This is a genomic window from Psychrobacter namhaensis (genome assembly GCF_016107545.1).
Classification (GTDB): domain Bacteria; phylum Pseudomonadota; class Gammaproteobacteria; order Pseudomonadales; family Moraxellaceae; genus Psychrobacter; species Psychrobacter namhaensis.
The window spans coordinates 62,594-77,998 of sequence record NZ_JABASS010000010.1 but is presented as its reverse complement, the minus strand read 5'-3'; the positions used below and the strand labels follow the sequence as shown (position 1 = coordinate 77,998).

At 45.4% G+C, this 15,405-nt stretch carries 14 protein-coding genes; 6 read left to right on the top strand and 8 right to left on the bottom strand.

Annotated elements, in window-relative coordinates; translation table 11 throughout:
• The first annotated feature begins 175 nt into the window (after positions 1 to 175).
• The 3 genes from JFC06_RS08745 to JFC06_RS08735 all read left to right on the top strand — a co-directional run bounded on the left by JFC06_RS08745 (position 176) and on the right by JFC06_RS08735 (position 4,214).
• Positions 176 to 2,719 (top strand): membrane-bound PQQ-dependent dehydrogenase, glucose/quinate/shikimate family, encoded by a 2,544-nt coding sequence (locus JFC06_RS08745; protein WP_198334739.1) that lies wholly within the window; start codon positions 176 to 178, stop codon positions 2,717 to 2,719.
• A 292-nt stretch (positions 2,720 to 3,011) separates the two neighbouring features.
• A complete protein-coding gene (locus tag JFC06_RS08740) occupies positions 3,012 to 4,016 on the top strand; it encodes an LLM class flavin-dependent oxidoreductase (protein ID WP_198334738.1) in 1,005 nt (334 codons plus the stop codon).
• Positions 4,017 to 4,061: 45 nt separating this feature from the next.
• Complete coding sequence (locus JFC06_RS08735; protein ID WP_193006776.1) at positions 4,062 to 4,214, top strand: hypothetical protein; 153 nt, start codon at positions 4,062 to 4,064, stop codon at positions 4,212 to 4,214.
• 222 nt (positions 4,215 to 4,436) lie between these two features.
• On the opposite strand, the gene JFC06_RS08730 is transcribed toward JFC06_RS08735, so the two are convergent.
• The 6 genes from JFC06_RS08730 to ispF all read right to left on the bottom strand — a co-directional run bounded on the left by JFC06_RS08730 (position 4,437) and on the right by ispF (position 9,973).
• On the bottom strand, positions 4,437 to 5,396 hold the full coding sequence (locus JFC06_RS08730) for an AEC family transporter (protein ID WP_198334737.1): 960 nt from the start codon (positions 5,394 to 5,396) through the stop codon (positions 4,437 to 4,439).
• A 113-nt stretch (positions 5,397 to 5,509) separates the two neighbouring features.
• On the bottom strand, positions 5,510 to 5,719 hold the full coding sequence (locus JFC06_RS08725; RefSeq protein ID WP_198334736.1) for a ChaB family protein: 210 nt from the start codon (positions 5,717 to 5,719) through the stop codon (positions 5,510 to 5,512).
• Between the two features lie 183 nt (positions 5,720 to 5,902).
• Positions 5,903 to 7,801: a tRNA uridine-5-carboxymethylaminomethyl(34) synthesis enzyme MnmG gene (mnmG, locus tag JFC06_RS08720; protein ID WP_198334735.1), complete on the bottom strand. Its 1,899-nt coding sequence runs from the start codon at positions 7,799 to 7,801 to the stop codon at positions 5,903 to 5,905.
• A 245-nt stretch (positions 7,802 to 8,046) separates the two neighbouring features.
• The gene (locus JFC06_RS08715) at positions 8,047 to 8,583 is read right to left on the bottom strand and encodes a hypothetical protein (protein ID WP_198334734.1); all 537 of its coding nucleotides are present in this window, start codon (positions 8,581 to 8,583) and stop codon (positions 8,047 to 8,049) included.
• 384 nt (positions 8,584 to 8,967) lie between these two features.
• Positions 8,968 to 9,318, bottom strand: a complete 351-nt coding sequence (gene grxD, locus JFC06_RS08710; protein ID WP_198334733.1) for a Grx4 family monothiol glutaredoxin — start codon at positions 9,316 to 9,318, stop codon at positions 8,968 to 8,970.
• Between the two features lie 154 nt (positions 9,319 to 9,472).
• Positions 9,473 to 9,973 (bottom strand): 2-C-methyl-D-erythritol 2,4-cyclodiphosphate synthase, encoded by a 501-nt coding sequence (ispF, locus tag JFC06_RS08705; protein ID WP_193006781.1) that lies wholly within the window; start codon positions 9,971 to 9,973, stop codon positions 9,473 to 9,475.
• A gap of 361 nt (positions 9,974 to 10,334) precedes the next feature.
• Here ispF and mnmA point away from each other — a divergent pair, with 361 nt between their 5' ends.
• The gene (gene mnmA / locus JFC06_RS08700) at positions 10,335 to 11,447 is read left to right on the top strand and encodes a tRNA 2-thiouridine(34) synthase MnmA (RefSeq protein ID WP_406947930.1); all 1,113 of its coding nucleotides are present in this window, start codon (positions 10,335 to 10,337) and stop codon (positions 11,445 to 11,447) included.
• 74 nt (positions 11,448 to 11,521) lie between these two features.
• Complete coding sequence (gene purB, locus JFC06_RS08695; protein ID WP_198334731.1) at positions 11,522 to 12,913, top strand: adenylosuccinate lyase; 1,392 nt, start codon at positions 11,522 to 11,524, stop codon at positions 12,911 to 12,913.
• A 121-nt stretch (positions 12,914 to 13,034) separates the two neighbouring features.
• On the opposite strand, the gene JFC06_RS08690 is transcribed toward purB, so the two are convergent.
• On the bottom strand, positions 13,035 to 13,229 hold the full coding sequence (locus JFC06_RS08690) for an NF038104 family lipoprotein (RefSeq protein WP_198334730.1): 195 nt from the start codon (positions 13,227 to 13,229) through the stop codon (positions 13,035 to 13,037).
• 131 nt (positions 13,230 to 13,360) lie between these two features.
• Between JFC06_RS08690 and JFC06_RS08685 the strand changes: the two genes are divergently transcribed.
• Positions 13,361 to 14,533 (top strand): cupin domain-containing protein, encoded by a 1,173-nt coding sequence (locus JFC06_RS08685; protein ID WP_198334729.1) that lies wholly within the window; start codon positions 13,361 to 13,363, stop codon positions 14,531 to 14,533.
• Between the two features lie 174 nt (positions 14,534 to 14,707).
• On the opposite strand, the gene JFC06_RS08680 is transcribed toward JFC06_RS08685, so the two are convergent.
• Entirely contained in the window at positions 14,708 to 15,400 is a 693-nt protein-coding gene (locus tag JFC06_RS08680; RefSeq protein ID WP_193006786.1) for a 1-pyrroline-5-carboxylate dehydrogenase, read from the bottom strand.
• Between the last annotated feature and the right edge of the window lie 5 nt (positions 15,401 to 15,405).

The window sequence follows — 15,405 nt, the reverse complement described above, 5'->3', positions numbered from 1 at the left end:
TACCCTACCTTTACCGAGCTTATGTATAAGTGATAAAATAGAGTCTAGAATGTTATTCAACGTTTGATTTGTTTTTTATTTCTGCATGTATTGCTGGACGCCTAGACATTTAATTGTGCCTGGGTGTCGATCACTGCATGTCCATTTGCTCTTATGTAAACAGGTGATACCGCTCATGGAAAAACTCGTAGCGATCATTATGGCAGTTTTTGCCGCCCCTTTGCTGATCGGCGGCGCTTATCTGCTCTCTTTAGGGGGCAGTCCCTATTATGTTATTGCTGGCATCACGATGCTCATCACAGCATTTTTATTGTTTAAAAGACATTGGAGTGCTTACGGGCTCTACACTGTCTTTATTATTGCCACTGTCGCTTGGGCACTTTGGGAGTCCGGCTTTTATTGGTGGGCACTAGCGCCTCGAGTCGGCTTTCCACTCATATTTGGCCTGTTGATGTTGTTGCCTTGGGTAGCTAATAAGATGCACGGCAAGAAAACCCGAGTATCGGCAGATACTACTAACAGCGCGCTAAATAAAGACAATTTTAAGAAAAACCCTCTTTATTATTGGGGTCTGTTAGCCAGCGTTGGTGTTGGTGCCCTGCTTTCTTTTGGCAGCTTAGCAAACAACGCCACAGACAAATTAGGCGAACTTGATTTAACCGCCACTTCAACTGATACGTCTGCCAGTCTTGGTGACCCACTATCAAATGGTGAGCAAACGTCAGAGGGTGAATGGAGTGCATATGGTCGTACTGACTATGGGCAACGCTACTCTCCTCTGACTCAAATCAACACCAGTAACGTTAAAGACTTAGAGCTTGCTTGGCAAATCCAAACAGGCGATGTAAAAGGTCCTAATGATGTCGGTGAGACGACCTATCAAGCCACGCCCCTAAAAATCGGCAATGCCTTATTCATGTGTACTCCGCACAACTGGGTATTGGCATTGGATGCAGACTCTGGTGAGACCTTGTGGAAGTTTGATCCTAAAGTAGAAAAAAACCTACAACGTCAACACCAAACGTGTCGAGGCGTGTCCTACTATGCTGGTCAAGCGGATGCTGATAACGTCGTTGCAGACACCAATACGGCAGCAAGTGGCAATAGTAGTGTCATCAACACTGCTACTAGTAAAGCGACCACCAGCAATGTGATGGTACAAAAAGTTGCGGGCAACACTTTTGATAACGCCTCGACTCAATGCGATGCCAAAATCTTTATTCCTACCTCTGATGCCAAATTATACGCACTCGACCCAAACACTGGACAACGCTGTCAAGATTTTGGTGACGATGGTGCGTTAGATTTGATGCATAACATGCCCTTTAAGCAAGCCGGTTATTATTATTCGACCTCTCCACCGATCGTCGCAGGCGGTGTTATTATTGTGGCGGGTGCAGTCAATGATAACTATGATGTCAACTCACCCTCTGGTGTTATCCGTGCTTATGATGTCAATACTGGCGAGCTCATGTGGAACTGGGATTCAGGCGATCCTGACAAAACAGCACCTTTTGACGTCAATGATCCAACCCAAGTTTATCGCACCAGCTCGCCAAATTCATGGTCGACAGCCAGTGCCGATGAAGCGCTTGGATTGGCGTATTTCCCAATGGGTAATCGTACGCCCGACCAACTAGGTAGCTATCGAAACGCCGCTGAAGAAAAATACGCGACGTCCGTTGTTGCTTTAGATCTCAAAACAGGTGAAGCACGCTGGGTTCAGCAGTTTGTTCATCACGACCTTTGGGATATGGATACACCTGCCCAGCCCACGTTACTGGATCTAGACACCGCCGATGGCGTGCAGCCTGCCCTTGTCGTTCCTACTAAACAAGGCGATGTCTATGTCCTAAACCGTGCGACAGGTGAACCCATTGTACCGATCAAAGAGCGCCCAGCACCACAAGGTTATCTGGTAGCAGGTGAACACGCCGCTCCCACGCAGCCTTACTCTGCTTTGAGCTTTGAGCCTGAGCCACTCACTGAAAAAGACATGTGGGGTGCAAGCTTAATTGATCAGATGATGTGCCGTATTGAATTTAATCAGCTCAATTATGATGGTCGTTATACGCCACCATCGGTTGAAGGCACTCTAGTCTATCCTGGCAATTTCGGTACCTTTAACTGGGGCGGTATTGCTGTCGATCCTAAAAATGGCGTAATGTTTGGTATGCCAACTTATCTGGCATTTAAGTCAAAACTCATTCCTAGAGACAATCTTGGTGATGCAGAAACCAATAAAGGTGAACAAGGGGTTAATGCCAATAAAGGCGCAGACTATGCGGTAGAAATGGGACCCTTCTTATCACCGTTAGGCGTACCATGTCAGCAGCCACCATGGGGCACCATAGCAGGGGCTAACCTAGCGACCGGTGAGATTGCCTATCAGCGTAAAAATGGTACTGTACAGGATTTATCGCCTATTCCACTAAAACTGGAGCTGGGTGTTCCTGGTATTGGTGGACCCATTATTACCCAAGGGGGCGTGGCATTCTTGTCAGCTGCTACTGAAAACAATTTCCGCGCTTATGATTTAAAAAATGGCGACGTGTTGTGGAATGTGCGCATCCCCGCAGGCGGTCAGGCCACGCCAATGACCTACTTGAACTCTAAAGGTGAGCAAATGGTAGTGTTGGTTGCTGGTGGACATGGTTCAGTTGGCACAACTATTGGTGACTATGTCATGGCCTATAAACTTGCCGATCAAGCCGAATAGTATTATGTGTTATTGATCAGACCGTTCTAGTAATCGTCCAGTTTTTTGTTTTAGAACTGGATAAACCAAAAAAGCAGGTGACTCGGTCACCTGCTTTTTTTGTGGCGTACGCCTACTTATCAATAAAACTATTAACGATTAAGCGTACTTCCGATTAATCGCCATGCAGCGCAATGCAAAGTCGCGTTGCACGGTTTGTTATGATTTATTAATACTTGCTAGATCTACTTGAAACTAGCACTGACCACAAGCATATCAATAGAAAATAATTAACTATTTTACTGGATGATTTATGAGTAATACAATCCCCTTATCCTTTTTAGATCTCGCACCCGTTCCTGAAGGTAAAACCATCGCTGAAGGCATCGCTCAAACTGTCGAGACAGCGCAGCAAGCAGAAAAATTCGGTCTAAACCGATTTTGGATGGCAGAGCACCACAATATGCCAGGTATCGCTAGTGCGGCAACCTCAGTACTACTCTCGCATATCGGTAGTCAAACCAAGCGCATACGTATCGGTGCAGGCGGCGTTATGCTGCCAAACCACGCGCCTCTCGTGATTGCCGAGCAGTTCGGTACATTACAGGCACTGTACGGAGACCGCATCGATTTGGGTTTAGGCCGCGCCCCTGGTACGGATGGCGCCACTTTTCAAGCATTACGTCGGCAAATGAAAGACGCTGAGCGTTTTCCTCAAGATGTGCAAGAGTTGATGTATTTTTTAGGCAATGATACAGAAGACAGTCCTGTCCAAGCCTTCCCTGGAGCGAATTCCAACATTCCTGTCTGGATTCTAGGTTCTTCTCTGTTTGGCGCCACCTTAGCCGCACACTTTGGGCTGCCTTATGTGTTTGCCTCTCATTTTGCACCGCAAATGCTCGCTCAAGCGATTAGTACTTATCGTGAACAATTCAAACCATCAGCGTACTTGGACGAACCTTATGTGATGCTGGCCGCAAACTTGCTACTGGCGGATGACGATGCGACCGCCCATTACCATTTTACCTCAGCTCAGCAAAGTTTCGTACGTTTGCGTCGAGGTGAACGCGGTCAAATGCCAAAGCCGACTCATGATATGGACAGTATTTGGAGTTCTGCTGAGAAAATGATGGTAGATAATGCGTTGTCAGTGTCCTTTATTGGTTCTGTACAAACCGTCAAACCAAAACTTGAGGCGTTTATAGCCACGCATCAGCCTGATGAACTGATCGTTACGGCCAATGTCTATGATCAGGCAGCACGCTTGCGTTCACTTGAACTTACATCTCAGCTAAAGTTGTTTACTTTACAATCGTAAATAGCACTTGCATAATTATTGATAAACTATAACGAGAAAAAGGTCATGGAATTTTCTACTTTTATTGGTTCATCGATATTTTTTTACATTGCAGCGTTGTTCGTCGTGACGGTAGTAGGGGTTTATTTTACCTACCGAGTCAGCCCAAAGCGCAAACAGCGCCGAGAAGATAAGCGCAATCGAGACAATTTAAAATAAGACAAGCCCTCTTTTCTGATTGAAAAAGAGGGCTTTTTCTATACGCATGAGTAACACACTCACATGTCACACGCTTGCAGCAAGTTAACGCTCACTCCGCATATGGATATTCGGTGGAACTATTTGGTTTAATAATGGCAGTGTGAGTGTACCAATGCACCTCTCCTTATTGGGCTTACTTGTATAGTACGACGCTAATATTGCATGACGCTAAAAATAATCTTACATTAGACCTAACACACGTAAGATTGCGGCCCCAATCGCCATGCCAAACATCCCTACGACCGTGGTAAACGCTAAAATATTCGCCGCAAGCACGTCATTGCCACCCATAGCCTTTGCCATCACATAGCTGGCTGCTGCAGTTGGCGATGCCACCATCAAAAAAAGCACGCCCATATGTACACCGGATAAACCAAATCCCAATCCAATCGCGATGGCTATTAATGGAGCAATAACAATACGCCCAATACTAGCCTGCATGGATAATCCTGACGGGTGTAGCATCGACTTCAAATCAATACTGGCACCAGCGCAAATCAATGCTAACGGCAATGCAACTGCTGCTAGTAAGTCGCCCGTCGTATGAATGACACCGGTAAGCGGTGGTAACATGAACGCCTTATACGCAAATGCAGCCACCAGCGCCAGTATTAAGGGATTGGTAAATAGCTTTTTAACAATCATCAAACTACGACTGCGTAACGTATCATCCACCTTTTTAGAGACACGGCTCAGGGTAATGACGGCTAAAATATTAAACAGTATCGTGACCACCCCCATATATACAGCACCGATACTTAATCCTCGCTCCCCATAGGCATTCGCAACGGTTGCTAGTCCAATAATGGCCATATTGCTCCGAAACACGCCTTGGACAAACACGCCTTGATCGGCAGGTTTACCAACAAAACGCTTGGCGTAAAACTCTGCCCCAATAAATAAAATAAAGGTCACAAGAATGCCAGCAACGATCAACGTGATTTGCTTACCATAATCAACGTCGCTATCGACCACGCTAAAAAACAACAGACATGGCAAACAGTAGTTAAAAACAAAGCTTGACGACTGGTCGATAAAGGTTTTGCTGGCTTGTCCGTGTCTTTGCATAAAAAAACCCAACCCCATCAAAGCAAGGTTGGGCAGTACGATAGTAATCGCAAATATAATAGCTTCAATCATAGATAAGCTCAAATCAACCACGTACTCAAAGCCATGTTATTGAGCCATGAGAGCATGTGTGATATAGGTCAGTGTAAGTAATTAGGTAGATGGAATCGTCACTGATTCAGTATTTATTTGTGATCTGGTTTTTTTACCCATTTACCATCAGAATTTTTCTGATAAACATTTTCAACGGCTGCCCATGCAATAGCAAACCAGCGTGACTCCTCATCGTACTGTTCGCTCGCACTATTAAAAGCCGCTTTGAATATCTCTTGAGCATGTTTGGGTAAGTTGTCTTTTACCTCGTCTGGCAAGTCTGATAATTTATCGTAAGGCATAAAATCGCTCCTTTTCTGTAAGAAACTAGCATCATTGACTACTAACTTCCATTCTACCCATTATTTCTTCTCAAAACAGCATAAAGACGGCCTAAGTTGTTTTGACATTGTTACCGTTTAGACATAAAAAAAGCTCACAACGTTATCTCATTATGAGCTCTTTTAGGTTCTTTTACTGATTGCTTACGATAAATTTAATGCCGTTGCTGCCTTTTTTTGTTTTTTGACCGTCATTGCTAGTAACTGTACAGCAGCCGGCGTCACACCACTTATCCGTCCCGCTTGGGCAAGCGTTGCAGGGCGCACTTGCGTGAGCTTTTGTACAATTTCATTTGATAACCCAGAGACCACCGTGTAATCAAAATCCACCGGCAGCGCGGTATTTTCCAGACGCTTCATCTGATTAATCTCATCGGACTGACGATCTATGTAGCCTGCGTATTTGACAGAGATTTCTATCTGCTCACCCACCTGTGTATCGACTTTTGAGTCAGTGATAGCAGCGATGTCAGCAAAATGAATCTGCGGGCGTTTTAGCAAATCAAAGGCCGTCGCTTCTTTTGATAGCACCTCCCCTGTTTGCTCAGTCACTTGCTGCCCCAAGGCATTGGTAGGCGTGGCCCACATGTCTTTTAGGCGTGAGGACTCTGTGGCGATCGCCTCCATTTTTTCTTGGTAGGCCTGCCAGCGCACATCATCAACCAAACCAAGCTTACGACCCGTCTCAGTTAGGCGCTGATCAGCGTTGTCTTCGCGTAGCAACAAGCGATACTCAGCACGACTGGTAAACATACGATATGGTTCCGTGGTGCCATGGGTAATCAAATCATCCACTAAGACACCAAGATAGGCTTCATCACGGCGCGGTGTCCACGTCTCAAACTCACTATTGTTGGTGGTTACTAACGCCGCATTCGTCCCTGCCAGCAAACCCTGCACACCCGCTTCTTCGTAGCCTGTCGTACCATTGATTTGACCTGCAAAGTACAAACGATCAATAGATTTGGTTTCAAGCGTTGGCTTCAAGCTCTGCGGATCAAAGTAATCATACTCAATCGCGTAGCCTGGACGAGTAATATGCGCCTTTTCTAACCCTTTCATACTATGGATAAAGTCTAGCTGCACATCAAATGGCAAACTGGTCGAAATACCATTCGGATACAGCTCATGCGTGGTCAACCCTTCCGGCTCGATAAATATCTGATGACTGTCTTTATCAGCGAAACGATGGATCTTATCTTCAATAGAAGGACAATAACGGGGTCCGACACCTTCAATTTTGCCAGAAAACATGGGCGAACGATCAAGATTCTCACGGATGATGTCGTGAGTACGAGTATTGGTATGCGTGATATAACAGTTAACCTGTTCAGGATGCATAGCAACATCACCCATATAACTCATGACTGGGAGCGGTGTATCGCCTGGTTGTACCGTCATGACACTAAAATCAACGCTGCGCGCATCAATACGAGCTGGCGTACCCGTCTTAAGACGTCCAACTGGCAGTTTCAGCTCACGCAAACGATCGGCAAGCTTGATAGAAGGCTGATCGCCTGCGCGGCCACCATTTGAGTTTTCAAGGCCAATATGGATAACCCCGCCTAAGAAAGTCCCTGAGGTCAACACCACCGTTTCGGTCTTAAAAATAATGCCTGTAGAAGTCACAACTGCGGTAGCACGACCATTCTCTACCAAGATATCATCAGCGGCTTGCTGAAATAAGTCTAAATTTGGCTGGTTCTCTAACGTATGACGAATCGCGGCTTTATACAAAATACGATCCGCTTGCGCACGAGTGGCACGGACAGCCGCACCTTTACGACTGTTCAACACGCGAAATTGAATACCCGCTTTATCCGTCGCAAGCGCCATCGCTCCGCCCAACGCATCAATTTCACGTACTAGATGTGACTTACCGATCCCCCCAATCGCTGGATTACAGCTCATCTGTCCTAGGGTCTCAATATTGTGTGTCAACAGCAAGGTCTGCGCGCCCATACGTGCGGCAGCCAAAGCAGCTTCTGTACCAGCATGACCACCACCGATCACTACCACGTCGTAATTTTTTGGATATTGCATGCATGCCTCGCTTGAATGACGCTATTTTCGCCGATAAATTATTGATAACAACAACTTACTGCCTGATTAATGAACGTCAATCGTATTTTATAAACGGATGATATAAGTCTTTAAAACTTAAATAGATAACCGGTAATTATAACAATTTTTTGACGTTTAAAAAACGTTAAGACAAAAACCATTAAAATTAAATGATAGAAAAACCCACCCATCAAAGCGGCCGGGCTACCTCTCAATTATCCACATTAATTTGACGAATTACCGGGACTCAGGGGTACGATTTGATCTGATTGACCACTAGCCAGCATATGGTGACTGCCATAACCTTCTGGATTGATCTGCAAATACGCATTCATTTGTCCAATAGCGTCACCATCATCACTGGCTAAAATCTGTTCTTTAATGATGTCAACTGGCGGTAGCGGTAAGTTTTTGAGCAGGGCTAAGCGTTGCTGATTGTCACCTTTATTGACCACAAGCTCAATCAGCTGGCGCGCATCAATCGGCAAATCTGACGTGCTTTGTGCCAGTAGTGCCAAATGATAAGCGCCAGCAGGATCTTGATCTGCAACAATACGCTGCTCAATAGCAATATAAGTCGCCTCTGTCGCACCGCCTGCCACACTCAACTGATGAATACACTTAAGGGCTGAGTTGGCTTCGTTGCTTGCGATCTCAATGATACGCACAGAGTCATTTTTTAGGCGCTCACGACGCTTTTCGATAAGTGCTTGCTCGGCCGCGGCTTTTTGCGCTTGTTCATCAAGTGTTTGATTACTCATAAGATTCTCTTTTTTGTTAATTGTACTTACAGCCAGCTTTAGATAAAAAGCCCATACACTACGACGCGCAACTGAGATAAATTGTCCTTGCTTGCTGTGTCTGCGCAGACAGAGTCGATGAAAAATTTATCTTGGTCGCGCTATATTTATTTTATAGCGGATTAACTATGTTATTTATTAGCCACTGTCATTTCGCTTATGTTAACCCCTATATGGGGTCAAAACCTGTAAAAGCAATAAAGGGCAAAAACAACAAAAAACCCAAATAGCCATAAGACTACTTGGGTTCGTGGTGCTTCAATAGCAAAACGGATTCATGTATCACTGATTTTTAAAACATCATAACAATGCCATAAATAGTAATGCCATAAACCTTTTTTAGTATTAAGCAGCTGGGCTATTGGCTTCGACCAATGGTTTTAGTTCACCTGACTGATACATCTGCAAAATAATATCTGATCCGCCCATCAATTCACCGTCGATCCACAACTGTGGGAACGTTGGCCAATTGGCGATTTTTGGCAACGTGGCACGAATTTCTGGATTTTCTAAGATATTGACAAACGCAAAAGGACGACCAATCTGAGTCAATACTTCAATAGAACGGGCAGAAAAACCACACTGCGGAAATTGCGGCGTGCCTTTCATATAGATAATAACTTTGTTGTCACGGATTTGGTCACGAATCAGTTGTTCGACATCATTTGTAGCAGTATTTGGGGTTTGCTCACTCATAAAAACTCCTATTGATAAGGCGGTACATTAAAAAGGCAATACATTAAAATAGCGATATTGCAAAGGTATTGGATGACAATATGGCTGATACATGGGGCGAGTGCCGCCATATTACAAGCACAATTGCTATATTGGCATAAACAGCCGTTAAACGTTAAACTTCGGTAGCGTTAGAGACCAATAATACCACGGCATTGGCCATAATGCCCTCTTGGCGCCCTGTGAATCCCAGTTTTTCAGTGGTAGTGGCTTTAACACTGACATTACTCACATCGGTTTGTAGGTCGCTGGCAATGTTATCGCGCATGGCTTGACTGTGGGGCGCAAGCTTTGGGCGCTCACACATGACCGTGATATCAGCATTACCAAGCTTATATCCGGCCTCTCGTACCTTGCTATAAACGTAGCGTAGCAACACTCTCGAATCCAAACCAGCGTGCGCCGCGTCTGTGTCAGGGAAATGCTGACCAATATCACCAAGCGCCAATGCCCCAAGCAATGCATCTGCGAGCGCGTGTAGCACCACATCACCATCAGAGTGTGCCAGCAAACTGTGGGTGTGCTCGATGGGCACACCCGCTAGTATGACATATTGCTGCTGCTCTCCATTATTGTGAAAAGCATGAACGTCGATACCTTGTCCAATTTTTATCATTATTATTCCGAATTAATAAATTGTGATTAAAATTATTCAAAACCACTATCTGAATTTTGAAAGCGATTTTCCTCACAGTAAAATGCCATAGGTCGCCACCAGTTTCAATTAACTGGTATAATGTGACGCTTATTTTATCATAATACCAAATCCAAAAGAAAAACTGGCACTGTCAACTTGCTAAGACGATCCATTGTCGTCGTGCTCTTACTGTCTGCGCCGTTATAAATTTTGGAAAAAGTATAAATAGTTGAGCCGTTCTATGTCAGCCATCCTACCAAACTCAGATACTTTTACCGCCCATCGTCCTTTAACGCTTGCCGATATCGACAATCCAAATGCCAAACATGTGATTGTGGGTATGTCAGGTGGGGTCGACTCTTCTGTCTCGGCCGTCTTACTCCAGCAGGCAGGCTTTAAGGTAGAAGGCTTGTTTATGAAAAACTGGGAAGAAGACGACGGTACTGAGTACTGTACCGCGATGGAGGACTTAGCAGACGCGCAAGCTGTGTGTGATAAGATCGGCATCAAGCTGCATACGGCTAACTTTGCCATGGAATATTGGGATCGGGTTTTTGAGCACTTCTTAGCAGAATACAAAGCGGGTCGTACGCCCAATCCTGACATACTGTGCAATAAAGAAATCAAATTTAAGGCGTTTTTAGACTACGCGTTAACCCTTGGTGCTGACTATATTGCTACCGGTCACTATACGCGCCGCAGTGTGAACTATACCAACGCAGAGGGTACGCTTGTCGCCCAGCTATTACGTGGACTGGATAATAATAAAGACCAAAGCTACTTCTTACATGCGGTGGGCGGCGATAAGATTGCCAAAACGCTATTCCCAGTGGGCGAGCTTGAAAAACCTGTGGTGCGTCAAATTGCTGAAGCGCATGATCTGATTACCGCAAAAAAGAAAGATTCTACCGGTATTTGCTTTATCGGTGAGCGCCGTTTTAAAGACTTCCTACAACAGTACTTGCCTGCACAAAAAGGCGACATTGTCACGGATGACCATAAAACCATCGGTACTCATGATGGCTTGATGTACTACACGTTGGGTCAACGTGGCGGCATCGGCATTGGCGGCGTCAAAGACCGTCTAGAAGAGCCGTGGTTTGTATTAGCCAAGGATTTAGATAAAAACCGTTTAATCGTTGGCCAAGGGCATGAGCATCCCATGCTGATGAGTAATGAGCTGCACGCTTACAAGCTTGACTGGATCGATGGTCTGCCACCAAACGATATCTTTAGCGGTGAGGGACTCCGCTGCATGGCAAAATCTCGTTATCGTCAGCCAGACCAAGCATGCCGTGTGTTTGCGACAAATGCTGATGGTAGCGAAGTCCGTGCGGTATTTGACAAGCCGCAACGGGCGGTAACCCCTGGTCAGTCAGCGGTATTTTATATAGATGAAGTGTGTTTGGGTGGTGGCGTGATTGCCTCTATCGATGCGCCTTGCGGATTTTAATTTTTTTGTATTTTGATGTCTTTTTTCCTTTTTCTGAGTCACTTCCACTCCCAATAACCACTTGAGGTATTGCTATGACCCCACTTACCGCACTCTCCCCAATCGACGGCCGTTATGCGTCCAAAGCGGACAGCTTGCGCCCGTATTTATCTGAATTTGGTCTGATTAAAGCCCGCGTTACGGTAGAAATTCGCTGGTTACAGTCACTAGCGGATAATAGTGCCATTGGTGAGTTAGCAGCGTTTGATGCGGATACCAATGCTTTTTTAAACAGCATTGTCGATGACTTTAGTGAAAGCGACGCGCAAGCGATTAAAGACATCGAAGCCACAACCAATCACGATGTAAAAGCGGTTGAGTACTTTATCAAAGATAAATTCCGTGGTCAGGATGCGCTCATTGACTCATTAGAATTCATTCATTTTGCCTGTACCAGTGAAGATATTAACAATCTATCGTATGCGTTAATGCTCAAAGACAGCCGCGAGATTGTGGTCGCTAAAATGCAGCAACTGATCGATAGCATCACAGACTTGGCCGTTGCTCATGCCGACCAACCAATGCTGTCACGTACGCATGGTCAAACAGCCAGCCCAACGACGCTTGGTAAAGAAATGGCAAACGTGGCTTACCGCCTCGCCCGTCAAATCAAGCAAATCGGTCAAGTTGAACTACTGGGTAAAATCAATGGCGCAGTCGGTAACTATAATGCGCATTTTTCAGCATACCCTGAGGTTGACTGGCAGACGCATGCAGAGCAGTTCATTGATGAGCGTCTAGCGCTGACTTTTAATCCTTATACCACGCAAATTGAGCCACATGATTATATCGCTGAGTTGTTTGATGCGGTAAAACGTTTCAATACCATCTTAATCGATTTTAACCGTGATATTTGGCAATATATTAGCTTAGGCTATTTTAAACAGCGCCTAAAAGACGGTGAAGTGGGATCTTCTACCATGCCACATAAAGTCAACCCGATTGACTTTGAAAACTCAGAAGGTAACTTGGGCGTTGCCAATGCTATGCTTGCACATTTGGGTGAAAAGCTACCCATTTCACGTATGCAGCGCGATTTATCTGATTCAACGGTTCTGCGTAATATTGGTGTTGGTCTGGCACAAAGCATGATCGCTTTTGATGCGTGCTTAAAAGGCGTCAGTAAGCTTGAATTAAATGCCCAGCGCTTGAATGACGATCTTGATCAAGCACAAGAAGTGTTGGCTGAGCCAATTCAAACGGTGATGCGTCGCTACCGCGTAGAAAACCCATACGAGAAGCTAAAAGCCCTAACCCGCGGTAATGCCATGACTCGTGAAGCCATGCTGACGTTCGTTGAAAGTGATGAGTTGTCTGCGGTAAGCGACGCTGACAAAGCTCGTCTACGCGAGATGACACCTGCTACCTATACAGGTAACGCTGCGGAGCAAGCCCGTACTATTAAAGAGTGGATTGCCAAACTTTAATAGTCGCTAAGCACAGATATAAATGGGTTCGACTGACCATCCATTTATGTCTCGATAGATAACAACCTTACTTTGGATACTATGATTGGTCTTTAACCATACATAGTGGATGGGTAAGGTTTTATTTTTTATCCTTTTTGTCATTATCATCGTCACTGTCACCCGGTATAATAGCTTTCCCAACAGCGACGGTGCCTTTGACCACGCCTTTGGTGGTTTTATAAGCGATTTTAGCGGGCACGGTAACAATCTTATGGACACAGGCTTGTAGTAAAAAAACGCTGCTGATGATCACGATAAAATGTAATTTTTTCATAAACTTCCTACAATTGATTGGCTGCTCTGACAGTAATCATCAGATAAGCGACAATCATAAACCATTCAAACCGTCCTATAAAGCGCCCTTTACTATTAACCTCATACCCATTTTCAAATACGGATGTATCAATGACTTCTATGCCACTTTGTTTACCGGAATCTATCACGCCTGAGCAGTTTTTAGCAGAGTACTGGCAAAAAAAGCCGCTACTCATCAAACAAGGCTTACCGCAACTAATTGACATGTTTGAACCCGAGGACATGCTGGGCCTTGCGCTTGAAGAAGATGCTTCCGCAAGACTGCTGACCCAAGCAGCCAGTAAAAAAGAAGGTCAGGCGCAGTGGCAACTGAAAAAAAGCCCATTGACGGAAGCGGATTTTGCCAACCTGCCAGAACAGTGGACCGTACTGGTACAGAATCTTGAGCAATGGTCGCCAGAGCTTGGTCAATTATGGCAAGCGTTTGGCTTCATCCCGCAGTGGCAACGTGATGATATTATGGTCTCATACGCCCCTAAGGGTGGCTCGGTTGGCAAACACTACGACGATTATGATGTGTTTTTAGCGCAAGGATATGGCCATCGCCGTTGGCAGTTGGGCAAATTTTGTGATAAAGACACAGAGTTTGTCGCTGACGAGCCAATTCGCCTCTTTGATGATATGGGCGAGATTGTCTTTGATGAAATATTAGAAGCGGGTGATGTACTCTACGTACCGCCGAAACTGTCTCACTTTGGGGTGGCACAAGATGATTGTTTGACCTTCTCTTTTGGCTGTCGTCGGCCAAACTTGATGCAAATCATCGACAGTATGGCTGATATCGCAACCAACGACAGTGACTTGTTTATCCCAATGTTGCTCCCCCAAATGCTGCAAGCGTCAGGTGAGCTGCAAACGCATAGTATCGATGCGATCAAAGCTCAATTATTACAAATGCTGCAATCGGAGCGCGGTGATCATATCATTCGTCAAGCCGTCTCTGAAGTGGTTAGCAAGCGTCAATACGATGCCCTGATGCCAGAAGACACCTTAGATACTGACGAATTGCTGCAGGCTTTAACAGAGGGTGCAGCCCTACAAGCGGACTATAGTAATCGTCTGCTCTATAATCAAACCCATGATGGTGTCACGCTATATGCAAATGGTCAGCGTATTGATGGTCTTGATGAGGCGGCAATGGCTGTACTTATACGTTTGGCAAATGGTGAGCGTTTATACGGTCAAGATGTGCAGGACGTAGATCCAGATGAGTTAAGCGAATGGTTAGAAAATGGCTGGATTTGGATAGAGTTTGCTGAATAACGTTTAACCTAACAAGTCTGGTTGAGTGTGATAACACTGCATACTGTATATAAACACATAAAAAATCGATGCCTGAATACTGTTCAGACATCGGTTTTTTATTTTCTAGCTTTCAACACGATGGTAATGACGCTTAGCGTTTATAAAGGCTAAGCGCAACTTTAATGAAAACCTCTACTCTGTACCAAGCTCAAGTAAGCTTGCATTGCCACCGATAGCAGTGGTATTGATTGTCTTGACGCGCTCAGTGACAAAGCGATGCAGATAGTCTGGTGTGAGCATCTCTGACAAGCCTTCCATATCAGTGACCGCAATCACTTGCGTCAGGATACCATCGGTATTGGCCAGCTCTTGACTGATGGCTTGCACTTCATCTCGATTGCCTGAAACAGCAACTTGCGCCAGACGGTCGATATACAAAAGCGTGATCGTTTGCGAATCGTTAGCAACGCTCAACACATCATCGCTGATACCTGTGCCGTAAAGTATGTTGGCCGCTTCAACACACATCTCATCTTGGCTTGGGCAATGCAAAATAACTTCATTGCCCGTTAATAACGCGGCGATGAGCTGGCCTAACACTGCCATTGCTCTCGCTGACTCACCGCCGATGACCATCGTTTTACCACGGGCGGTCACATACAGATCGTTAGATTCACCAGTCGCGCCCGTCATGCGATGCACTTCATCCAAACTCGGCGCCGCACTTAACAAGTGATTGAACAGGCGCTTTGCCTTATTGGCATCCCCTGTAAGCAATGCCAGCTTTGGTACGGCCGCTTGCAGGTAAACGGCGCGATTCACTGCGCCAAGCAATCGCCAAGACTCACAAACCTGGGCATGATTTTTTTTGAATTCAGTCGCCATGTTGC